At 38.3% G+C, this 23,174-nt stretch carries 16 protein-coding genes; 2 read left to right on the top strand and 14 right to left on the bottom strand.

Annotated elements, in window-relative coordinates:
• Positions 1-3 precede the first annotated feature (3 nt).
• The 6 genes from NYP54_RS00800 to bioB form a co-directional block, all read right to left on the bottom strand.
• Positions 4-1,467 carry an amino acid permease gene (locus tag NYP54_RS00800; protein WP_283156740.1) on the bottom strand — a complete coding sequence of 488 codons (1,464 nt, stop codon included), beginning with the start codon at positions 1,465-1,467 and terminating at the stop codon, positions 4-6.
• 252 nt (positions 1,468-1,719) lie between these two features.
• Entirely contained in the window at positions 1,720-2,382 is a 663-nt protein-coding gene (bioD, locus tag NYP54_RS00795) for a dethiobiotin synthase (protein ID WP_283156739.1), read from the bottom strand.
• 25 nt (positions 2,383-2,407) lie between these two features.
• Positions 2,408-3,217 carry a methyltransferase domain-containing protein gene (locus tag NYP54_RS00790; RefSeq protein ID WP_283156738.1) on the bottom strand — a complete coding sequence of 270 codons (810 nt, stop codon included), beginning with the start codon at positions 3,215-3,217 and terminating at the stop codon, positions 2,408-2,410.
• Positions 3,211-3,924: a hypothetical protein gene (locus NYP54_RS00785; protein ID WP_283156737.1), complete on the bottom strand. Its 714-nt coding sequence runs from the start codon at positions 3,922-3,924 to the stop codon at positions 3,211-3,213. Before NYP54_RS00785 ends, NYP54_RS00790 begins: the two co-directional genes overlap by 7 nt.
• Complete coding sequence (locus NYP54_RS00780; RefSeq protein ID WP_283156736.1) at positions 3,921-5,075, bottom strand: 8-amino-7-oxononanoate synthase; 1,155 nt, start codon at positions 5,073-5,075, stop codon at positions 3,921-3,923. Before NYP54_RS00780 ends, NYP54_RS00785 begins: the two co-directional genes overlap by 4 nt.
• Positions 5,056-6,030: a biotin synthase BioB gene (gene bioB, locus NYP54_RS00775; protein ID WP_349293332.1), complete on the bottom strand. Its 975-nt coding sequence runs from the start codon at positions 6,028-6,030 to the stop codon at positions 5,056-5,058. Before bioB ends, NYP54_RS00780 begins: the two co-directional genes overlap by 20 nt.
• Before the next feature lie 133 nt (positions 6,031-6,163).
• Between bioB and bioA the strand changes: the two genes are divergently transcribed.
• Positions 6,164-7,438 (top strand): adenosylmethionine--8-amino-7-oxononanoate transaminase, encoded by a 1,275-nt coding sequence (gene bioA / locus NYP54_RS00770; protein ID WP_283156735.1) that lies wholly within the window; start codon positions 6,164-6,166, stop codon positions 7,436-7,438.
• Positions 7,439-7,645: 207 nt separating this feature from the next.
• Here the strand turns inward: bioA and trpA are convergent, their stop codons facing one another.
• The 4 genes from trpA to NYP54_RS00750 form a co-directional block, all read right to left on the bottom strand.
• Positions 7,646-8,428 carry a tryptophan synthase subunit alpha gene (gene trpA, locus NYP54_RS00765; RefSeq protein ID WP_283156734.1) on the bottom strand — a complete coding sequence of 261 codons (783 nt, stop codon included), beginning with the start codon at positions 8,426-8,428 and terminating at the stop codon, positions 7,646-7,648.
• Positions 8,421-9,602, bottom strand: coding sequence for a tryptophan synthase subunit beta (gene trpB / locus NYP54_RS00760; RefSeq protein ID WP_283156733.1), 1,182 nt, complete (start codon positions 9,600-9,602; stop codon positions 8,421-8,423). The genes trpA and trpB overlap by 8 nt, the downstream gene beginning before the upstream one ends.
• Before the next feature lie 110 nt (positions 9,603-9,712).
• Positions 9,713-10,645 carry an FUSC family protein gene (locus NYP54_RS00755; RefSeq protein WP_283156732.1) on the bottom strand — a complete coding sequence of 311 codons (933 nt, stop codon included), beginning with the start codon at positions 10,643-10,645 and terminating at the stop codon, positions 9,713-9,715.
• Positions 10,632-11,699, bottom strand: a complete 1,068-nt coding sequence (locus NYP54_RS00750) for a hypothetical protein (protein ID WP_283156731.1) — start codon at positions 11,697-11,699, stop codon at positions 10,632-10,634. The genes NYP54_RS00755 and NYP54_RS00750 overlap by 14 nt, the downstream gene beginning before the upstream one ends.
• Positions 11,700-11,849: 150 nt before the next feature.
• On the opposite strand from NYP54_RS00750, the gene NYP54_RS00745 reads away from it, so the two are divergent.
• Positions 11,850-12,713 carry a MurR/RpiR family transcriptional regulator gene (locus tag NYP54_RS00745; protein WP_283156730.1) on the top strand — a complete coding sequence of 288 codons (864 nt, stop codon included), beginning with the start codon at positions 11,850-11,852 and terminating at the stop codon, positions 12,711-12,713.
• A 184-nt stretch (positions 12,714-12,897) separates the two neighbouring features.
• Here the strand turns inward: NYP54_RS00745 and guaA are convergent, their stop codons facing one another.
• The 4 genes from guaA to NYP54_RS00725 form a co-directional block, all read right to left on the bottom strand.
• On the bottom strand, positions 12,898-14,448 hold the full coding sequence (guaA, locus tag NYP54_RS00740; protein WP_283156729.1) for a glutamine-hydrolyzing GMP synthase: 1,551 nt from the start codon (positions 14,446-14,448) through the stop codon (positions 12,898-12,900).
• Between the two features lie 158 nt (positions 14,449-14,606).
• Entirely contained in the window at positions 14,607-15,488 is an 882-nt protein-coding gene (locus tag NYP54_RS00735; protein WP_283156728.1) for a LysR family transcriptional regulator, read from the bottom strand.
• A gap of 5 nt (positions 15,489-15,493) precedes the next feature.
• On the bottom strand, positions 15,494-16,393 hold the full coding sequence (locus NYP54_RS00730; RefSeq protein WP_283156727.1) for a LysR family transcriptional regulator: 900 nt from the start codon (positions 16,391-16,393) through the stop codon (positions 15,494-15,496).
• Positions 16,394-16,504: 111 nt separating this feature from the next.
• Positions 16,505-23,110, bottom strand: a complete 6,606-nt coding sequence (locus tag NYP54_RS00725; RefSeq protein ID WP_283156726.1) for an RHS repeat-associated core domain-containing protein — start codon at positions 23,108-23,110, stop codon at positions 16,505-16,507.
• Positions 23,111-23,174 lie beyond the last annotated feature (64 nt).

Here is a 23,174-nt window from a genome sequence, read left to right as displayed (position 1 = left end):
AATTTAAAACGCACTTTGATGTGCTTCTTTATGGAAGAAATCAATATCTGATGTTGCTGAACGCTCAAACTTGGTACGTTTACGCCATTTATAACCAAGATACAAAAGAACAAATAAAATCACACCACTATAGGTTGCAAAGAAAGCCCCCCATGTTGCGGTACCTGATAGCATTTGTTCTACTTGCGCACCAAACATCATCACAATCAAAGCGATAATCGAAATAATGGGGCCATATGGATAGAACTTTGATCTATAAACCAAATCATCAAGCGATCTACCCTGCTTGATATATGCTCGACGAAAACGCAAATGGCTAATCGAAATACTTAACCAACCGATATATCCAGATAAACTGATTAAATTAACTAACCAGTTGAAAATTGCGCCATTACCGATAAAAGAGGCTAAGAAAAATGTAGCACCCAATATCGATGTCACTAATACACCAATCACGGGCACGCCACGACGATTCGTTTTAGATAAGACTTTAGGCGCTTGTTTTGATTTAGATAAATACCATAATGTACGTGATGAGGTATAAATACATGAGTTTGCCGCCGATAATACTGCGGTAACTAATACGATATTAACGAGCGTTGCGGCATAGGTGAACCCTGTGCTTTGAAACACCATAGTAAAAGGACTCATGGCAACATTAGATTCAGGGTTTGCTAACCAAGTTGCAGTATATGGCACCAAAAAGCCAATAACGCCTAATGCACAAACATAGAACAAGGTTAAACGCCAAAACGTACTACGAATGGCCTTAGGTATCGCCTTTCTTGGGTCTTTTGCCTCACCTGCGGCAACACCAACAATTTCTGTCCCCTGGAATGAATAGCCGGCAATTAAAAACACACCTAGTATCGTAAATATTCCACCATTAAATGGCGCATTTGCAATATGCCAGTTACTAAAGCCAACGGCATGACCATTCTCACTAATGCCAAAAATAGCCAACACGCCAACCAAAATAAAAATAATAACAAATGATACCTTTATAAAGGATAACCAATATTCTGACTCACCATACATCGATACTGAAAACAAATTTATAGCAAGAATAATGACAAAGAAAATCGCACTCCACATCACCACAGGGGTATCCGGAAACCAAAACTGCATCAACAGTCCAGCGCCTAATAAGTCAGCAGAGATTGTCATCGCCCAGTTAAACCAATAATTCCAGCCCATGGCAAAACCAAGTGCTGGGTCAACGAACTTTTCTGAATATTTGTTAAAAGAACCTGTACATGGTGCATATGTTGACATCTCACCCAAACTGGTCATTAGCATATAGACCACGATTGCAACGAGTGCATAACCAATCAATGCGCCAGCCGGACCGGCCTGTGAAATGGCTGAACCACTGGCAAGAAATAACCCCGTGCCGATAGTACCACCTAACGCAATCATTGTTAAATGACGCGTTTTTAAATCACGTTTTAATTTAGTTGATTTCATACCTTCCCCTTTTTAATGTAACACACTCAAATTTAAGTGTACTTGATAACATTCGTTAATATCCTATTAATCAATCCTCACAATAATTTACCGAAAAAAATGAGCATGTGCGACAAAAATTTCTGACAAATGTTATAAAAGTTATATAAAAATGATAAATCATCTAAACAGAAGGAAATAAACCAACAATAGCCAAAATTGTACCATTTTCATCACCCAATCAGATCGCTAGCACCTAAAGATGTTATCAAGCTACAGATTAAATTGAATATCAGTTATTTTTGGAGAGTTCAACATCGCTTCCAATGTCACAATATTTTCTTGCAAAACAGGCATATCAGGATTAATGCAATTAGCAATCCAACCAATACAGGGGATTTGTTGCTGTTTAAGATAGTGTTCAGTTAACAAAGCATGATTAATACAACCAAGCTTCATGCCGACAACCAAAAGCACTGGAATATCTAAAGCCTTTAAATAATCAGCCCATGTTTCATTGAAATTTAATGGCGTTAATAAGCCACCTGCGCCTTCAATAAAGGTAATATCACTGTTAATTTGCGCTAAAGAATGCTTGGTTTGTGCAACAAGTTTTTCAACAGTTAATAATTTATTTGCTTGCTTTGCAGCAATATGCGGGGCAATGGCAGGCTCATAAACGTTAGGGTTTATTACTTCATAGGAAAGTGATACAGAAGATGCCTCTTGTAAAGCCAATGCATCCTCATTAACTAAGTGAGCATCTTTGATAAAGGCACCTGATGCCATTGGCTTTAACCCAGTAACTGTTAAGCCCTGCTTTTTTAATTGACTCATTAAATAAACACAGACATAAGTTTTGCCGACTTCGGTATCAGTACCGATAATGGCGATTTGCTTATGTTTTGTTAATTTTGTTAATGAAGATATATTCATTTATTTTCCTTATTTTTTTCATGAATTACCCCTTTGTAATAACATATAACCCAATCTCATAACTTAACGTTGTCATTTGCTCATTATCATCATGCAAATATCGCCAAAGTGATTTCATTTCTGGCTTTTTACTTTTTCGACCCTTTCCATTCTTTTCCTCCTTTCCATCCCCTAAAAAACTATTTACACCTGTGCTTTTTAAATGCTTGAGCTGTGCCATTCTATTAACAAATCCTAATTGAATGCTTTGCTTATCGACACTTAGACACTGCCAACCAAACAACTGAAACAAAGACTGCATTTCATGATGCGTTGTAAACTTGTTAATGCGCACTACTTTTTCAAGCTCTTTAAATGTGCCATCCAGAGGAATTGAAAAGGCAAATATATTATTTACAGCCAACACTTGATCAATGTATTTGAATAATTTTTGCAAGCAATAAGACCACTGTAGCGCCATATTACTATAGATCACATCATATTGTTTTTGCGGTAATGCTTGCCAGAAAAGTGATTGATTAAAATCACCTTGTATGAAGTTAAAGTTACACCTTGATATGGACGAACTATCAACTGCTATCTCCCTTGCTCTATCAATTAAAGCATCTGCAATATCAACCGCATCATATGTCAATGGCATAAGTCGTTTTGCGATATCAATACTGGCAACACCATCCCCACAACCTAACTCTAATATATGCTGTATATTTTGATATTGCTCAAGATGCCGAAATGCCATGTTTTTTAAATTCTCATCCACCTTACGTTGCACTTGATCGTGCTGATGATAACTATCTTTAGCGGCACTAAAACTTATGCGCGGCGATTTTAGCATGCACTTACCTCATGTACGGCAAGGTCCAATAAGCCTAGATGGCTTAGATTCTTTGTAAGCTCACTATTAAGTAACTTTACCAAAGATAGACTATCAACAATCGCATCATTTTCTGCCAGAAATACAGTAACACCCGTTTTTTCACACAAAGCAATGGCATCTGTTATTGGCATTATTTCAGTAAAGGCAAACATCCACTTTAAGTAGTTTAATTGACCATAATGCTCTCCAGCATCTGCCAATAGGCAATACGACTCTATCAGTTTAAGCCTATCAACCTCTGGAAAAGCAACAAGCTTTAAAAATTTCTGTGATAGTCTCTTTGGATTTGATTCATATTGCCGTATAAACGCTTGTTTTTTCTCATCACTGGCAAACTGCCATAATAATGGCAAACCATAACAATAAATGTTTTTATTTTTGACATCTAATTTATTTTGTTGAATGAGTCTCAATACCCACAAACCACTATGCGACCATGCATGAATAGCTTCGGCTTTGGCTAATTTCCTTAATAAATACTGCAATACTTGTTCTTCATTTTTTTTACCCACGCTTTCAAAAGAGTTAGAAGAATCAAAAAAATCAAAAGAACTAAAAGGAGGCATATCTATGCATTGATGAGTGGATATTTCAGGGTGAAATATTTGCCAAAGACTCGCCTTAAAGCCCCAGCCTGATAAAAACACATGATTTTGAATATTCATAATACATACACCAATTGATCTAATAATGCTTTAATATCATCTGTATCATGCAAGGCAGTGAGCGATATGCGTAGTCGAGCACTATCTTGAGGCACTGTTGGTGGGCGAATACACGAAACATAAAAACCTTTATCTTTAAGCATACTTTGTATGTTTTGCGTTCGTTTATTATCACCAATAATAATGCTGCGAATTGGCGTTAAATCGTGAGACACAACATGAAGACCTAGTTTCTGTGCATATTGGTTAAAAAAGGCAATATTTTCAAACAACTTGTCACGCAAACAATCCCCCTTCATGACTAGCTTTAAACTCGCATTTAAAGCCGCAACAACCGGAATGGCAAGTGCCGTGCTATAGATATAACTACGCGCTGTTTGTATCAATAGCTCAATAAATTCCTCACTGGCACACACCAGTGCACCCATGGCACCTAATGCTTTGCCGCATGGCACGATCATGATAGGCACACCCTCAAAAGTTAAACCTGCATGATTTACCGCACCTCTGCCTGATTGACCTAGCACACCAAAGCCATGCGCATCATCGACAATAAGTTTAGCGAGACCCATATTGCCAAGTCTTGCTAAAGGCGAGATATCACCGTCCATACTAAAAATACCTTCGCTAATGACATATTTAGCTTCTGGATGTTTTTGTAAGGTGGCATATAAACTATCAATATTTTGGTGCGGATAACGCTTAAGCTTGGCGCCTGATAAAGCAATACCATCTAATATAGAGGCATGAACTAATTTATCCGCAACTACTGTCTGAGCATTTTTTCCTATTAGACTCATCACCGCTAAATTGGCATGATAACCAGAGTTAAATAGCAAAGCGCGTGGATAGTCTACAAATGCCGCCATATCATGTTCTAACGACTCAATCAAATAATGACTTCCTGAAACAATCGCAGATGATGTGCTACCTACACCATAACGATCAATCGCTTGTTGCGCTTTTTTTTTGACCTCAACATGCTGTGATAATCCCAAGTAATCATTACCACTAAAGTTGATCAATGCATGCTGACAAATATGAATAAATTTATCGTGTATTTGAGTAAATACACGTTGTCGATAACGCCCATTTTGTTTAATTGCCGTTAAGTCGTCAACGTAATGCGCATCATTCGCTAACAAGCTCATGATGTTCCTCACTGTTTTTTGTTACTTTAAAGCCAAGTGTATTGAGAAGCTTCAGATCATGATTCTCTGAAGGGTTCGCCGCAGTTAACAGTTTATCCCCATAAAAGATAGAGTTTGCTCCTGCTAAAAAGGCTAAAGCTTGCATTTCATCACTCATTTGAGAACGCCCTGCTGAGAGCCTAATTTTTGAGCTTGGCATTAAGATTCTTGCCACAGCAATCGTGCGCACAAAGTCAAAGCTATCAACTTCTGCTTTTTTTAGTTTATTGCCAAGTGGTGTACCAGGCACTGGAATCAATTGATTAATTGGCACGCTTGCCGGTGGTGTTTTTAAATTTGCCAACGTTACTAACATTTGTAAACGATCATCAATCGTCTCACCCATCCCAAGAATGCCACCACAGCAAACTTTCATACCAGCATTTGATACTTCTTCTAAGGTATCTAAACGCGATTGGTAATCTCTGGTGCTAATAATCTCTTTATAAAATTCCTCAGAGGTATCCAAATTATGATTGTAATAATCAAGACCTGCATCGGCTAATTCTGTCGCTTGTGCTTTGGATAACATCCCCAAAGTCATACAAGTCTCTAACCCTAGTGACTTGACTGACTGGATAATTTCAAGTAACTGTGGCATCGCTTTCTCCGGCGGATTGCGCCACGCAGCCCCCATACAAAAGCGCTTAGCACCAAGATCTTTGGCTCTTTGAGCTTGCGTTAGAATACTCTTAACATCCATTAACTTTTCTTTTTGAACGCCCGCATTATAATGCCCGCTTTGCGGACAGTATTTACAATCTTCAGGACAACTGCCTGTTTTAATGCTTAGCAGCACACACAGTTCAATTTCATCAGCAAAATTTTCGCGATGTACCGTTTGTGCATTGAATAGCAATTCATTAAATGGTTTTTTATATAAGCTTTGTGCATAATTTAAATCAATCATTGTCATTATTATCCTTGATCCTTTGTTTTTCACTTTTTCACTTTTTCACTTTTTCACATTGCAATACTTTTACATCGGCAACAATCTAGATATACTTGCCGCTTTAGTCAACTTATAATTTTATTAAGGTTTACAAAAAATGTATTCGACCAATCTTTGGCATCCTTGCTCTCAAATGAAGGATTATGAAACCTTCTCACCACTTAATATTACCAAGGCCAAAGGCAGCTTTATTTATCATAATGACAAACCGATTATTGATGCGATCTCAAGCTGGTGGTCTAAGTCATTAGGTCATAGCCATCCAGATTTGCAAAAAGCCTTAACACAGCAACTAGGCACACTTGAGCATACCATTTTAGCAAATACCACCAATACAACCATTGAAGACTTAACACAAAAGCTCTGCCAGCTCACCCACACTGATAAAGCACTCTTTGCCAGTGATGGTTCATGTGCTGTTGAAATTGCAATGAAAATGAGTGTTCATGCACGTGTTATCAAAGGGCCGACAAACAAAACGCATTTTGCCGCACTGCAAAATGGATATCATGGTGAAACTTGTGCCACCTTAAGTGTGAGTGATTTAGGGTTGTACAAAGAGGCTTATCAATCCTTATTATTTGATTGCACTTTCTTAAAAGATATTCCTTATGTGACTGGTATTAACGACCCGCTTTGGCATGATGCACAAAGTGCTTGGCAAAAGTCACAGATGCAATTAGAGGCAATTAAAGATAAGCTAAATGCCGTGATTATCGAGCCATTGATTCAAGGCGCTGGTGGCATGCTGATCTATAGCAAAGACTATCTAAGCAGACTCGCCAAATGGTGTAAAGAGAATGATATTTACTTAATTGCCGATGAAATTATGACGGGCATTGGACGCACAGGAAAAATGCTTGCTTGTGAGCATGCTGATATTACACCTGATTTTATTTGCTTATCGAAAGGCATTACCTCAGGCATGCTGCCTTTGAGTATTTGCTTAACGCATGATGATATTTATGCGCTTTTTTATGATGATTACGCAACACAAAAAGCCTTTATGCACTCGCATACCCATAGTGGCAATACATTAGCTTCAAGAGTCGCTTTAGAAACACTCACTATTTTTGAGCGTGAGCATATACTTGATTATGTTAATAAAACATTGGCGCCAACGATGCATAACATCATGCTAGAAATCGCTCAAAGCACCCAGAAACTGCATAATGTTCGCAGTCTGGGTGGCGTGGTTGCCGCTGATTTAAAAACCACTGAACCTCGAGCGGGTTACAAGCTTTATCAAAGAGCGATTGAAAAAGGCGCACTAATGCGTCCATTAGGAAATACTATTTATTGGCTGCCACCACTGAATACTGATATAAAAACGATAAATAAGCTGGGGGAAATATTGCTAGAGCTATTATAAAGCATCAATGTATAACAGTTGGCTTAAAGCGTCAGTCAAAACCATTACCCTCTCTTCTCTCCTCCCCTTCGACTTCGCTCAGGGAGCGGCACTCGTTGGCTAAGCGTCAGTCGAAGCCATTACTTTCTCTTCTTTACTTTCCTTGCCTTCGACTACGCTCAGGAAGCGGCATTCGTTGGCTGAGCGTCAGTCGAAGCCATATATCAATTACTTGAGCACCTTAATAAACTGACGTATTTGATCAGCCGCTACATTGGTATCTGACAAATGCTGCTCAATTAATGAAGTAAAATAACTACCCACAATTGCCGCATTACCACCTGCTTGCCATACTGCGTGCACATGTTCAGGTTTTGAAATACCAAAACCAACGACCATGGGTTGATCAATCAACGCTCTTACATGCTTAATTCGCGCAATGGTTTGTGGAGCAATCTCGCTTTTAGCACCCGTAGTACCAAAACCACTTAACACATAATTAAACGCACTACTGCGACTAGCTAATTGCTTGACACGCTCATCGGATGAGTTTGGGGCAACCATTTGTACCGCACCAATATGATACTTCTTAAGTAATGCTTCATGTTCTTTTGATTCTTCTAACGGTAAATCAGCACAAACCACCCCATCGATACCAACCTGTGAAAGTTTTTGATAAGCGCTTTCGCCTTGCTTAAATAAAAGGTTATAGTAAATAAGTAAGCCAATTGCGATATCTGGATATTTTTGGCGAATAATACTTAGCATCTCAATACAGCGATCAAACGTCATACCTGATTTTAATGCTCGCTCCATTGATCGCTGATTGGTTGGACCATCGGCAATCGGATCAGAAAATGGAAAGCCAAGCTCGATCGCTTCAACCCCACTATCAATTGCTGTACTTATGATATGTAAGCTTTCATCAAAACTAGGGTCGCCTAAGGTGAAAAACGGCATAAATACTTTTTTATCGTGATCTTTAAATAATTTGTCAAATTGATTACTCATCGGAAAGTCCTTTATATCTAAAATAACTTTGCAAATCTTTGTCACCCCGCCCTGATAAGTTAACCAAAATGGTTTTACCCTTTAATTGTGACTGCGCTAATTGAAACGCCAATGCTAATGCATGCGCTGATTCAAAAGCTGGAATAATACCCTCTTTTTTTGACAACTCTTCAAATGCCGCAATTGCCTCATCATCAGTGATGGTAAGATAACTCACGCGTTTGCTCTCTTGCAAATAAACATGCTCAGGTCCAATGCCAGGATAATCTAATCCTGCTGAGATCGAATAGGGTTCTTTGATTTGCCCATCTTTATCTTGTAAGAACAGTGATTGCATACCATGGAATACACCTATTTCACCTTTGTTCATCGTTGCCGCATGCTCTCCAGTCTCAAGTCCTTTGCCAGCGGGTTCCGCGCCATAAATAGCCACCCCCTCATCACGCAAAAAGCCACTGAATATGCCAATCGCATTACTACCTCCGCCAACACAAGCAATAACCGCATCAGGTAAAGCATTGTTTAATTTAAGCATTTGCGCACGTGCTTCTTTACCAATAATCTCTTGAAAATAACGCACTAACGCCGGAAATGGATGTGGTCCTGCCGCAGTGCCAAAGCAGTAATAGGTATCCTCAGCATGTGTAATCCAATCACGCATGGCATCATTGATCGCGTCTTTTAATGTTGCACTTCCCGATGATACGCTATGGACTTTAGCACCAAATAATTTCATGCGCTCAACATTAGGCTTTTGTCGGGCAATATCCACCGCTCCCATGTAGATTTCAACTTGAAGTCCAAGCATCGCTCCGGTCATCGCGGTTGCAACGCCATGTTGACCGGCACCCGTCTCAGCGATAACACGCTTTTTACCAAGGTATTTGGCCAAGAGCATCTGACCAATGGTGTTATTGGTTTTATGCGCACCGCCATGCAATAAATCCTCACGCTTAAGATAAATATCAGCGCCATATTTATTAGATAAGTTCTGTATATAGGTAATCGGTGTGTCGCGTCCGGCGTAGTCTTTTAATAGACGTTTAAATTCTAACTGAAAGGATTCATCTTGTTGAATGGCGATAAAGCCTCTCTCAATCTCTGTCAAAATTGGCATCAAGCTCTCAGGCGCGTAACAGCCCCCAAACTGACCATAGCGTGTATTTAATTGCATAAAATGACACTTAAGTTAAGCATAAGTTTGGCTAAGATAACATGCTTTTCACAAACGCACAAAAGAATTATGCAATTATGTATCGATACATGACTGCATAATTCTTTTGCTCATTTTTCTTTAAACGACTTATTAATCATTTTCTCTAGCGTAGCGTATTCATTTTTTAACAGATCAAAAAACATCACTAGTTTCTGTCGACAAAAATGAAGTAATTTCTGGTTGCTTTGACGATCATCCAATAATAACAAAGCACGATAAACTGACATAAGTTCACGCATCGTTGACAGCAGCACCTTAATCATATTGATTTGCGCCTTATTAAGTTCTGTTTTGGTATTGATAAAGTTCTCAACCATATGCTTTTCTTGCAATGCCAACTCATCGATAAGTAGCCTTAATATCTCTTTATCCAAACTCTCATCACTTTCATTAAAATCATTTTCTTTATCTATTGATGTATTGTCTTTTGCTGCTCTTTGCATTAAAAATATTTCAATAATTTGCTTATGTGTAAGATAAACCGATGAGAATTCCATATAGAATTTTTCTCTTAAATTGCGCTGTTTTAATACCCTACTAATGAGCAGAATCACCAACGCGCCTATTGCAATATCCAATATCCGCGCGATAAGTAACGACACATCCCAAAAGGATAGGGTGCCGATAAACATCACCACAAAAATACTGCTAAAGAAAACGCCCACTGCATAGTGCACCACACTAAAATAAAGCGTATAAAGTGCTAACACCAAGATCACCGTGATAATCACATAAAACGGTACATATAGATTTAATAGGTAATAAGCAATTGTCCCAATAAAGCAGCCTAAAATCGTATTAATAACAACAGCTTTAGAGCGAAATAGAACTTCTCTGGCATGCACGCTAATGCTGATGGATATGATTGCCAACACACTCCAATAATTACGCTGCAAACCAATCGCTTCAGTAAATACAATTGCAAGTAAACAAGCACTTGCTACCCTAATTGCCAACAACTTGTACGTCGGCAATGCATTTAACCAATTAATCAATCTCATGCACAACCTCTCTTAAAGATAACGTTGTATTGTGTAAGCTCTCAAGAATAAGTAATATCTCAAAAACAAGCACTTGGCAGCCTTTTAGTGTAGATAGAGTTAATACCGCTTGTTTATAATGATCGACATGGGTTTTGAATTGATTTATTTGGTATTTAAAATCCTCATCTTTATTCACTAAAAACACCCAAATTGCAAGCTTAGTTGCCATATAAACGATATCCTTAAGTGCCGTTTTTTTAATAACATCCTCAGCAATGACTGACTTTCTTTTGGATAGCGTGTAATAGAAAAAGATTAAGCGGAAAATATTCTGCACTAGGTTGTGATAATGACCATAGCATTTATGCCAAGCAACTTTACGTTTCGGTAGAATAATCCAGCTCGCTCCTTTATCGTGCAGCGTGATCAAGCGCGTGTTAACTTCTTTTTGAGTTTTATCTATATCAAAAACACCTGTATTAAGATCAAATGCCATATGCAAAATATGACGTGTTTCATTTTGCAGCAAAATCGCATGCATCTGTAAGACGCGTAATAACTGCCTAGGCGTATCCCATGGGCGCAGCATTAACACCAACACAAAAAAAGCGCTCCCTACACACAGTAGGCTGATATATAACTGTGTTAGATCCTGTTTAAGCACCGGCAACTGAATCGACGATATTGCTAATACAATCACCAAATAACCAGGAAATTGATTAAATATATGGTCATATTTTCTCACCCAAAAAGCATAGTACGCACAGATAATTACTAAACTGAAACTTAATAACCTATAGGGGTGCAACCAGTAGGAGACAGTTAATGCCAGAGCAAATCCTGCTAAAAACCATAGAAATATCTTGCGTCGTGAATATATATCGCCCACCGCACAAACAATGGCAGCGAATGCCAGAAAATAAAACACCCAAATAATGACTTCATAAACAAAACCCAAGCGCCATGCAATCAGAAAATAGATAAGCATAATCGCACCAACTTTAATCACCATCGACAACACATGTGCCCCAGGGTCATTCTTTGATAAGTTGTATATAAAATGTTTTAGCATTTTTACTGTGATCCATGTTTATTATCTACACGCCATGTTATAATGCGCCCAATTTTTTATGGTTATAAGCAAAACTTAATGTCTCTGCAGATTATAGCGTTTAAACGCTAAAAATGCAGTGACACCGCGGCAACTTAGGGGTACAAAAGCGTGAGACACGATGAAACAATGTTAGAAAAACTTCAAAATGGGGAGTTTAAATTAAGAAAATCTGAGCAAAAGGTTGCAAATTGGATTATTGATAACAGCCATGAGGCAACTTCGCTAAACATCACGACAATTGCACACAATGTTGGTGTGAGTGAACCAACCATTGTCCGCTTTTGTCGCGCAGTAGGTTGCAAAGGTTTTCAAGAGTTCAAGATTCGCTTTGCTGAGGAATTAGCCCTTGGGAAAATCAATGAATCGATTGATATCAAGCTTGATGACTCTACTGCTGTCGTTAAAGATAAGGTTGCTCAATACGCGCGCGCTGCTATTGCCAATGTCGATCGTGAAATTGACAACGAGCAGCTTGAGTTAGCGACAAACATTCTAATTGACTCTAATAAAGTTGTTGTTTGCGGCTTTGGTGCATCAAACTGTACTGCTTTTGATAGCTTCCATAAACTCTTTAGAATGATGCCAAAAGTTGGCTACTATCCTGACATGCATATGTCAGCAATGGCGATCGGCTCTTTGGAACCAGGGGACGCAATTATTGCCATTTCTAACAGTGGTAAATCAGAAGCCTTGATTAGCTTATGTAAGCTTGCACGCAGTAATGGCGCAAAGGTAATCACCATTACCGACCCAGGTTCACCAGTTGATCAAACAGCAAGCGTGCGTTTGAATATCAAAAAACAAGTCGATACGGGGTTATTTGTACCAATGGCACATCGTTTAAAGCAGTTAACAATCATTGATTTTTTGGTGTATAACTACGCAAGATTGAATGAACAGCGTGCAGCTCAGCGCTTAAAGAAAACAAAAACGGCGTTAACCAACCTAAAGCAGCAACACAGTATTATTTAGCGAAGTTATGGACTTTTCTATTTCAACACCCCACCTCGCAAGCTTAAGCACCCCTCTTGCAAAGAGGGGAATATAAAATCACTGCTGCCTAATTCCCCTCTTTGCAAGAGGGGTGGCAGCCAAAGGCTGACGGGGTGTTTATAAAATTATAATTTTTCTAAATTGAGTAACCCTAATTATTTGATCATTCCCACTCAATCGTTCCTGGCGGTTTACCTGTGACATCATATACCACACGTGAGATTCCTTTGACCTCATTAACAATCCGATTGGAAATATGACCGATCAGCTCATAAGGCAAGTGCGCCCAACGTGCAGTCATAAAGTCGATCGTCTCAACCGCTCTTAAGGCAACAACATAATCATACTTACGTTGATCACCCATCACTCCAACTGATTTCACCGGCAAGAAGACCGCAAAAGCCTGACTGACTTTATCATAATAACCACTTTTCTCTAGCTCTTGCATATAGATGGCATCTGCTTGACGCAAGATATCAGCATAATCTTTTTTGACTTCTCCCAAGATACGCACACCCAAACCAGGACCTGGGAATGGGTGACGATACACCATGCGATATGGCAAGCCTAGCTCAACGCCCACTTTACGTACTTCATCTTTAAAAAGCTCTCTTAACGGCTCGACAAGCCCAAGCTTCATATCTTCAGGCAATCCACCCACGTTATGATGCGACTTAATCACATGCGCTTTACCGCTGCTACTGCCTGCTGATTCAATCACATCAGGATAAATCGTGCCTTGCGCCAACCATTTAGCATTTTTAAGTCTGGCTGATTCTTCATCGAATATATCAACAAACAAATTACCGATAATTTTACGCTTTTTCTCAGGGTCATTAACCCCTTCAAGCTTGTTTAAGAATCTATCTTCCGCATTAACACCCACAACATTAACATGCATATTTTCAGCAAATGTCTGCATGACTTGATCACCTTCATGCAAGCGCAATAACCCAGTATCAACAAATACACAGGTTAATTTCTCGCCAATGGCTTTATGTAAAAGGGCAGCAACGACAGATGAGTCAACGCCACCGGATAAGCCTAAAACAACTTCATCAGATCCAACTTGTGCTTTGATTTTTTGCACGGCATCTTCGATGATGCTTGCTGGATTCCATAACGCTTCACAGCCACAGATCTTAAAGGCGAAGTTCTCAAGCAACTCTTTGCCATAAGCAGAATGTGTTACCTCTGGATGATATTGCACACCATAATATGGCTTTGTTTTATGTGCCATCGCCGCAATCGGTGCGTTTTCAGAAGAAGCAATCACTTCAAATTCATCGCCTAGGTCAACCACTTTATCACCATGGCTCATCCACACATCTTGGGTTTGCGGTACTGATTCATACAGAGGGTTTGCTTTACTGATCTCAATCTTGGCATAACCAAATTCTCGTTTATCAGATGAGGCAACCTCACCACCAAACTGATGCGCCATGGTTTGCATACCGTAGCAAATGCCTAATACAGGGACATTTAATTCAAATACACATTCAGGTGCTCTGACATGTACTGATTCATTAACTGATTCAGGTCCGCCTGAGAGAATAATGCCACTGGCAGCAAAATCTTTGATAAAACTCACATCAACATCATAAGGATAAATCTCACAATACACGCCAATCTCACGTACGCGACGCGCGATCAATTGGGTATATTGCGAACCAAAATCTAAAATCAACAATCTATGCTTATGTATATCTTGCATACAGGAAACACCCATCACCACATTAAAAACTGCCCGAGATTATATACCCATCGTCAATTATTTTACAGATTTTTTGCCTTGTATTTTGCTTGGCGTTACTCACTAGAGTTACCTATAAGCAAATGGCAAAATGCAATCGTATTCATTAATGGAAAATACTATAACGCATTGATACATTCTAAACACACTCGTTCACACAGCTCTCTAAGCCATCTATTTTGCACATTATGCTCAAGACGTTTAGGATAAGCCAACGTTACTGGCACTTTCGCTGTTTCAAATGGTAAAGGAACAACATTTAACCCTTTATATAAAGCGTAGTTTAAAGGTAAAGTTGCCACATATCGATCTTTTAACAATGAGACGATTCGATCAATCCTTGCACATCTTAACTTTATATTTCTTGGATCGGGAATTCCTAAGTAGGTTTGAACAAATAGGTTGTCATCACTACTAATGCTATGGGCAACATGTGGTAAGTTGATATATGTTTCATAATCAATTGCTTTTTGTGGCAATGGGTAACGATCATAAGCTAAAACAAAACCATCTTCAGCAATGACTTTAACACCAAAATTTGATAAATGTTCATAGAAGCCGATAATAACATCTGCTTTATCAAATTGATGTACATATTCATAGTTATAGACCCCTTGAAAAATCTGTAGCGAGATCACATGATCTTTGTTATAGCGCTGTATTTCATTGATCAAGCGCTCAGCAATAACATCATAAGCAATTTCAATAACATGAATGGTAAACTGAGCCGGTGTTTTATATGGATCAAACTGCTGTAAATTTGGCAAGATAGCAACAAACTCATGATTAATTTGCTGCAAGGTTGACAATATCGCATGTGCTTTTGCCGTAAGCTCCATATTATGACCATTGCGCACCAATATTTGATCTTTAAGCTCATTGCGTATTTTATTTAAACGCAAGGTCACGCCAGGCTGTGACATATTCATAAGTTTCGCTGTCTTACTAAGACTGCGCTCAGTAATTAAGGTTTGTAATACAAGATAATCTTTTATGTCCATAAGATTTATACTCCAAGCTTTAAGTTAAGCGCACGAGCTTTAGTGCGGATAACTTTGGCACATAGATTTCTTAACCAACGATTTTTAGCATCAATCTGTAAGAAATTTGGATATGACAATGCAATCGGAATCTCTGGTGTAAAAAAAGGTAATGGCAAGTACGCCAATCCATGCTCTTTGGCAAAAGACTCACCAAGCGTTGCTACACATCTCCCCTGAGCAAGGTGTGGATAAGCAACGTTTATATTGTTAGTACGCAGCTTAATATTTCTAGGATCCGGTCTTGATAAATACTCTAAAAATGGATTGCTCTCATCCTCTCTTGCAAATACAACATGTGGTAATTTCACGTACTGCTGCATCGTTATTTTTTTAGTATTTTTTAAAGAGCTCACCTGATGAACCAATTGATATTGATCCCAAGCAATAATTTCCTGAGTAAAGCCTTTTATTGGATACACCGTGCCAATAATAATGTCGGCGTTTTGAAAATCATAGCGCCCTTCAATACCTGACTCTAATGGGAATACCGTAATGCGCACTTCATGTAGATCACTGACCTCATAAATTGCATCAATATACTCTTCAAAACAAAAATAGTAATGCCCATCAGATATATACAAATTAATAATACTCGGTGTATTTTTAGCATCAAAATGCTCAATAGGATAAAGACTTTGAATACTTTCATGTAAGCGCGTTATCGCATTGCTAAGCGACAGTGCTTTAGCAGTTAGCACCATCTCTTTGCCATCTCGCACCAATAGCGGATCATCAAAATACTTTCTAAGCTTATTGATGCGTGCAGTTACTGCCGGTTGCGATAAATTAATTTGCTCACCAACCTCAGTCACCTTAGCACCCGTAAGTAACAAGCGTAAAACCTGAACATCTTCATTGTCCATCTTATATCATCCTTTATATCAATGATTATATGAAGTATAGATACCAATCGTAAAATTAACAGCGAAGCGATAAACAATTAAATATTTCTATCGATATATACCGCCCGCAAACTAGTGGGGAGAGGGAGTAAACTTATAGCTATAATCATAGGGAATCAAAAACACTGTTTCTCCAGAAGCATTAGTTCCTTGCCTTATCGCGTTGAAATCGATATTGGTAATCTCAGCTTGGAATTCTCCTTTAGCTATCTCAAGATTCTCAGGATTTTTCATTTCCCGAATCATAATCTGCATATCGCTATCTACCAGCTTAGCTTTTCTTCCTTCTATTATAAAGCTGCTGACGTCGCCCGGTACAGGTTGTATCGCAAGATCCTCTCTCATAACTTCAAGATCTGCTGCATTATATAAATTATTAGCAGCTGCATCGATTGATGGTTGGTGAACTGTACTTAAATCCAGCCAAAACTGACCATGAACCCCTCCTTGGAAAGAAGTAGCAATCTCGGGATGCCTTGCTATATCGTCAGCAGTTAGAAGATTATTTTTATCATAGGTAGTATCTTGCAGATGTATTTTAAAACCTCTCGATAAATCCTTATTAATTTGAAATGCTAAGATTTCATGGAGAGAGCTTTTATCCCCTGCATGTCGAACGATGTTAAGAAATGCACTACCTGATTTTTCCAAAGGTAAATTGTATACAGCCTCATGTTCCATACTCTCAGGCACTTCTTCTATAGTATCCAATTCTGATAGAGATTCTTCAGACAAACTCTCTGGTGCCACTTCAGCCAGACTCTCTGGTGCCACTTCAGCCAGACTCTTTGGCGCTACTTCAGAAGATGCTGCTCCTCCTTTGACTCCCCTACTGCCAGCAACTGCACCACCCACCGTTGTCGCCACTGTCATTGCCCACATCTGAGTTAACTGTCCAATGGCTTCAGCTTCATTACCAATATTACCTTCTTGAATTTGCTGAGCGGTTTCAACGGTGTCACTTATCATCATCGCCTCACCAACGACAGGAATAACACTCATAATTGATTGTGCTACGGCATCTGTTTCACCTGAAGCAGCATAATCAGTAACTGCTGTGGCGACACCTGATACCATCATTGCAAGACCTATCGCTTGGCCCCCTGGCACCAACATTGTCAATCCCCCCATCATGGCAGTAAGGTTCCCAGCATCAGCGACACGATCCCCGCCTGAAATAGGTTGTAAATAATGCCCTGTTGGATCGAAATTATTTACTGGATCATTGTTAACATAAGCATAAGGACTAAAGCCACCTGCTCCCCACGGTGATGCGCTATCTGGCGATAAAAATACGCGATACTCGGGATCATAAGGTCGATTATACGTTGTGCCTAAAAACTGAATACCAGTTGCCTGATCATCCCTTTGCAGGTTGTAGCCAAATGTATTGTTTTTGACATCTAAATCATGCGAACGCGGTTTTGCCGTTATCGCGCTATAACTTGCCCCAAACGGAAGATAAGTAAGCAAACTTTGTAACTCGCCCTTTGCCCAACTACCATATTGTGTTTGCCCATTGGTTATATTACCAGCGTAATATAAGCTATTGTTAGTATGATCTTGTACTACGGCACCACCTGGGACAATCAGCTTCTCTTTACCATTAATATATTGTGACACTAAGTTACCTTGAATAAAAATATTATAGTTAGATTGATTCTTATTAACCCCTGACTTACCAATCTCTGCCAATTGGAATCCTAAAGGGTCATAGTGATACTCTAACTCAGTGGCAAGATAACCTGTTTTCTTATAATTAATCACATTTCCAGCTAAGTTATAGCTTAACTGTGTCGTTGAGAGATGTTTGCCTTGAGGGTCTTTTTTATCAATTTGTGTCACTTGACCTAACTCATTGTAACTAAAGTTGACTACTGGGGTTTGTCTTGTGCTGATCGATTTAAGCTGAAAGGGATTTTCTGAATTGTAGTCATAACCTAACGTCTGTTGATTATTAATATTCACTGACTGTAAAAGTCCTAAATTATTGTAGTCATACCATATTCTAAGATTGCTAAAGCTTGTTGGTTCTTCTGACTCCATTGTATTGATCTGACAGAAATTATACATATAATTTGTTTTACACTCGAACTGTGACAGTTGATTTTGTGCGTTGTAAGCATATAAATACGTAGCGACTGGGTTTGCATCAATCGTGATTAGCTGTTGTAACAATAAGCCTGAACGCGAATAATATTGCTCAAAATTTATTTCTTGCCTGTGGATGTAATGATTAATATTTTGATACTTGATTTGATATGCGGTATTGAGATCTCCTTCTTGCAGAGCAAACTCCATCTGACTACTTTTGACACTATCTTCAGCGATTCTGTATTTAGTAATATTCTTTAAAGTGCCATCCGTTTTGTAGTCATAATCTAGCTCAATATCGAGTTTTTTGGCATACGCTTTGTCAAGAACGTTACTCTCGAGTTTCCTGATAAGACCATTTTGTGAGCTTAAATTATTGTTTGCATTAAAGTTAGGTGTTACAAGCTGATGCTTTGCCATCAACAGCCCTGCAATATCTTGTGTACTATAACTTGGAATAAACTCTGCCATGATGGTTTTATTGTCTTTATTTTGATAGTGAGCTGATTTTAAAGCGCCTGCTTCTCTATACTCAAAACGATGCTCGGCATGCTCATTTTTTATCGAGACAGGGAGGTTATATTTCTGATCAAAGCTTGATTCAACGGTTTCTTCCAGGGTAGAGAAGTATGATTTTTGCTTCTGTATCACCGTTTTTGTTGGATTTCCCCATGCATCATAACTCTTAATAAAACTTTTAATATTATATCCATCTGCTTGTGGTAACTCAGTCCTTTTTAATGCAGCAGTTGATGGGCTATAGATATATTCAATCACCTTGCCAAAATCTATATCGTTGATCGTACCCACACCAGTCGACTGCTTCGTGATTAAGCCTAAATCATTAATTTGCTGATAGCCTAAATGGTAACGCTTTAATTGCCCATCGCTGTTCGCTTGAACATAAAAACCATTATTATTTAAGTTCTGATCATAGCTATAGTAAACACTAAATAAAGGTTTTGTCGCATTAGAGGGTGAATAAGCATGACGCGCTTTAATTTCACCTATCAGTTGTTTTGCATAAGCAGCGTTTGTTCCTGAAATATCGCTTTTGTCAATATAGCTATAGCTTTGGGATAAGTGCAGATTATCCGCTGTATGTGCACAATAACCATCATCAACACTGCTGAAAATCTCTAACGGTTGACCAAGCACATTACTTATTGTTTTGTTCTGTGCGACTAAACCATAAGGTATCAATGACTGACCATTACGCACTTTATCCATAACAAAATCTTTTAAGCCACTGACATCAGGAGGCAGCCCCTTATCAACAGGTGATATAAATCGATTTATCGCTGCCAAATCAGTTATATAAGCCTGCTGTTTTAAGCTAGATGAGCCAGCTGGATAGCAGCTATATTGCTTATTTTTATCTAAAACAAAAGCAAGTGTTTTGCTTTGATAATGTTTTTCATTGATTAGCTCAGGCGCTATGACGAATTCAAATCCATCAATTTTACATGGGTAAAAATCAACCGTAGCCCCTTGGCTACCATAAATCTGCTCTTTACTTCGAATATAACAGAAAGAAGGACGATTTTTACTCTCTAAAAACTTACCTTTAGGCAGCAAAGCACGTGTTTGAATTGGTGACTTATTGGTATCTGCTAGCAAACTAAACTCAATGGAGGCATCAGGATAGCTGTAAACAAAATTCATTGTGCCATCTGAGTTCTGTATAGCATTTTGCTCAGCCTGCTCAGTAAAATAGAAGTTACTAATATAATATTGCACTTTAGGATTTGTCTTCCCTTCTTGATAATCAGAATAATCATACTGAACGCTTTGCATTAAAGTATCTTTAAACGCATAGTAATTCTCTTGCACGGTAACCAATTTATCAGGCATCGTATCAACACTGGCTTCTACTTTCACCAAATTATCAAAACCATCAAAGTATTCTTTCCTTGTGGCAACGAGCTCATTTCCTGCATATGACTTTATGGTGGTTACCCCTGGCTCATACACATAGCTAATTGATTGATAGTAACTACCTTGACGTGTGCCCACTTGACTTGCGCTGACTGCTGAATAATTCGTTTCTTTGATCACTCTGCCCCATCCATCATAATCATAATAAGTAACAAAGTACTTATCTTCCGTTGAAGATGCGTCACCTGAACTAAAGTCCATTTTTTCTACGGAGTATTGCAAAACCCCTTTACTGTTATAATGCTCCCATCCTGTTTTAGATAATTTATTCGGTGCACCATTTTCATAGTTTGTCGTACGCAAACTGGCAATATCCTGATAAATATCATAACTATTATCGGCATATGTGACATAATGCACCTCGGTTTTTAGTCCCTGTTTGCCTAATTCAAGTTGGCTATTTTGAGTACTTTCATACGTAGTTTGTAATAATGGATAGAGTTGACTACTGGGATTTTTCTCATACACATAACTGGCATAGGCATTATCAACATCAGACAGTTGACTGCCATTATAGTAAGTTGTTGACTCTTTATTCCACGTCATAACGGGGAAATAATTACCAAAATCGTCCCCCATATAGTTATATTCAGCCGCTATAATGCTTGAATATAAATTACAATTACTTGGCTTTGCAACGCCAGCATTTGTTATACAACTGCTATTTTGAGTTTTTTGTGGTAACCGCAATGCGTTGCTATGCTGACTACTTGGCGTGGTAAAATTTGTATAATCTTTGATAATCCAAGCAGCATAATTTGTCTTATTGGAGGTGGTTTTAACCCTCTCTCCACGTACACAAATTGGTTTTATTGGGGACGAGACTGAAGACTCTTTATCACAGCGCTGATAGACAAAATTGGTTTCATTCGTTGTTTCTACATCACCTGTTTTATTTTTTTGGGTTATTTGTATTGGATTCATCCAAGCACTATCTTCAACACCAACGGGTAAGTAAGTGTATTCTAATAAAAGCTTCTCAAGATCATCTTTGTATTTACCATCACCTCCTTGAACAAAATCAGGCAATACACTGGTAAGGTTATTTGTTGTTTCACTTATATGCCGATTTCCTGAAGTTCTATATTCTGAAATAAAAGAACCACTATATGACGATAATGAGAATACCTCTGGTTTAGTCCTTTGGAATTGAATCATTTCAAAAGGCACGCTTGCTGCCATCACTACTTGAGGGAATTTCTGGCTATATAATCGATGATCACTATCATGACATTTATCTTTTATATAACACATATCATTTGGATTATATGCAACAATACTTTTAAGCGCTGGCTGACTTGCCGACGGATGTGAAAAACCTGCGCCCATCTCATAGCTATCTAAACCATTTAAGTAGTATTGGCTATTTAGTAGCGAGCGATAGGTTGTCGCATCAGTGTAACTATCAATATTACTACCGGTCTTATGTCTTCGCTTATTAGCAATTGAAAACAGAGGCTTAGATGAGCTATCAACAGTATATAGTTCTTTTGAAAGATAGATCCTTTTGTTATTTACTTGATCATTCGTAATATATGGGGAAAAATCAAGTTTTACAGTGTTATATTCATTTGAACTATTTAATGGTGAAATTTTATATTCTTTTAGTAAATAGGTTCTATACTCTTCATCTGCAATCTGATGTTCATACAAGTGAAAACTCATCTTATACTCTTTGGGGAAAGCATCTCCTTGTGTTTTCACAACATATGAATAGCTACGCTCATCTTTCAAACGATAACCTTCAAAAATCTTTTGACCTAGTAAACTGTCTTTATAAATTGCAATCTTGCCATTATCTCCATGGTCAAAAACAAATGATTTTCCTTGTTTGGTCATTTTCTGCAAAGCTGCCATTTTTGGCATTTTCAAAAAGCCGCATTTGTATATTTTAGTATATTCGTTCTCTTTAGAATAATCCCATAATGCCGAATAATACAAGTCTTCTTCCATCGAGATAGCAAATTCATATTCAATGCCATTATTACCATCAACGACTTTAACAACATTGTTAGCAAAGGATAAACTTAAGTTTCCGGAGTTAAAATAATCTGGAAGCTTAAAAGAATTAAATTCGTGCTGCGCAACCCAAAGTTCTGTGTTACTTGACCACTGCGAAGTTTCCTTTTCTTCAGCATGAGTTTGCTTGATATCGTAAAGTAAATAGGCTTCACTACCCGCTAAATGTAGCTTATATTTGGGTAGATTTTCACCAAAATAACTTTTCCCATCATTTATTCTATCTAGCAACTTTCTATGATTAGGGAACGCAGAAGAGTTTACCTTTGACTTAGCTCTTTGTGGTAAATTAGTCTCAATCCTCGGCAAATCAATATAAAACAAAGATTCAGGAATGGTTTCATGCTCTGATGGACTACTTGGGTAAGGATAGGTAATCGGCTGAATCGCCTTGATCTCAAGCTCTGGTCCAATTCCCTTAGGATCATATTGCAAGGTTGTCAAGGGTATTACATATTCATCCAAAGCCATATGTTCACTGCTATCACCCGCGCCTAATACATGATGATGCTTATTCACCGGTACTTTAGAGTCTACTGAAGGTTTGGTTATTTCTCTTGCAGTCACTGCAAGTGATAGGCTACTTAGCAGGCTCAATATCGTTATTGTTAGAATTTTCATCTGCATTTTAAATATCCTTTTTAATTAAAAACATTCACATCATCAAGTATAGATAGCAATCATTAAATTA

It is taken from the genome of Cysteiniphilum sp. QT6929 (assembly GCF_030035755.1).
GTDB lineage: Bacteria > Pseudomonadota > Gammaproteobacteria > Francisellales > Francisellaceae > Caedibacter > Caedibacter litoralis.
Note: the sequence above shows the minus strand (reverse complement) of the source record. Positions and strands in the feature narration are given on the sequence as shown.

Excerpts from the sequence above, each read along its gene's own strand:
- bioA (WP_283156735.1), top strand. The coding sequence starts at position 6,164 with ATGTATTCGACCAATCTTTGGCATCCTTGCTCTCAAATGAAGGATTAT.
- NYP54_RS00750 (WP_283156731.1), bottom strand. The coding sequence starts at position 11,699 with ATGCTAAAACATTTTATATACAACTTATCAAAGAATGACCCTGGGGCA.
- NYP54_RS00780 (WP_283156736.1), bottom strand. The coding sequence starts at position 5,075 with ATGAGCTTGTTAGCGAATGATGCGCATTACGTTGACGACTTAACGGCA.
- NYP54_RS00800 (WP_283156740.1), bottom strand. The coding sequence starts at position 1,467 with ATGAAATCAACTAAATTAAAACGTGATTTAAAAACGCGTCATTTAACA.
- NYP54_RS00785 (WP_283156737.1), bottom strand. The coding sequence starts at position 3,924 with ATGAATATTCAAAATCATGTGTTTTTATCAGGCTGGGGCTTTAAGGCG.
- NYP54_RS00790 (WP_283156738.1), bottom strand. The coding sequence starts at position 3,217 with ATGCTAAAATCGCCGCGCATAAGTTTTAGTGCCGCTAAAGATAGTTAT.
- NYP54_RS00730 (WP_283156727.1), bottom strand. The coding sequence starts at position 16,393 with ATGGACAATGAAGATGTTCAGGTTTTACGCTTGTTACTTACGGGTGCT.
- NYP54_RS00735 (WP_283156728.1), bottom strand. The coding sequence starts at position 15,488 with ATGGACATAAAAGATTATCTTGTATTACAAACCTTAATTACTGAGCGC.
- bioD (WP_283156739.1), bottom strand. The coding sequence starts at position 2,382 with ATGAATATATCTTCATTAACAAAATTAACAAAACATAAGCAAATCGCC.
- NYP54_RS00725 (WP_283156726.1), bottom strand. The coding sequence starts at position 23,110 with ATGCAGATGAAAATTCTAACAATAACGATATTGAGCCTGCTAAGTAGC.
- trpA (WP_283156734.1), bottom strand. The coding sequence starts at position 8,428 with ATGAGTAATCAATTTGACAAATTATTTAAAGATCACGATAAAAAAGTA.
- bioB (WP_349293332.1), bottom strand. The coding sequence starts at position 6,030 with ATGACAATGATTGATTTAAATTATGCACAAAGCTTATATAAAAAACCA.
- NYP54_RS00755 (WP_283156732.1), bottom strand. The coding sequence starts at position 10,645 with ATGAGATTGATTAATTGGTTAAATGCATTGCCGACGTACAAGTTGTTG.
- guaA (WP_283156729.1), bottom strand. The coding sequence starts at position 14,448 with ATGCAAGATATACATAAGCATAGATTGTTGATTTTAGATTTTGGTTCG.
- trpB (WP_283156733.1), bottom strand. The coding sequence starts at position 9,602 with ATGCAATTAAATACACGCTATGGTCAGTTTGGGGGCTGTTACGCGCCT.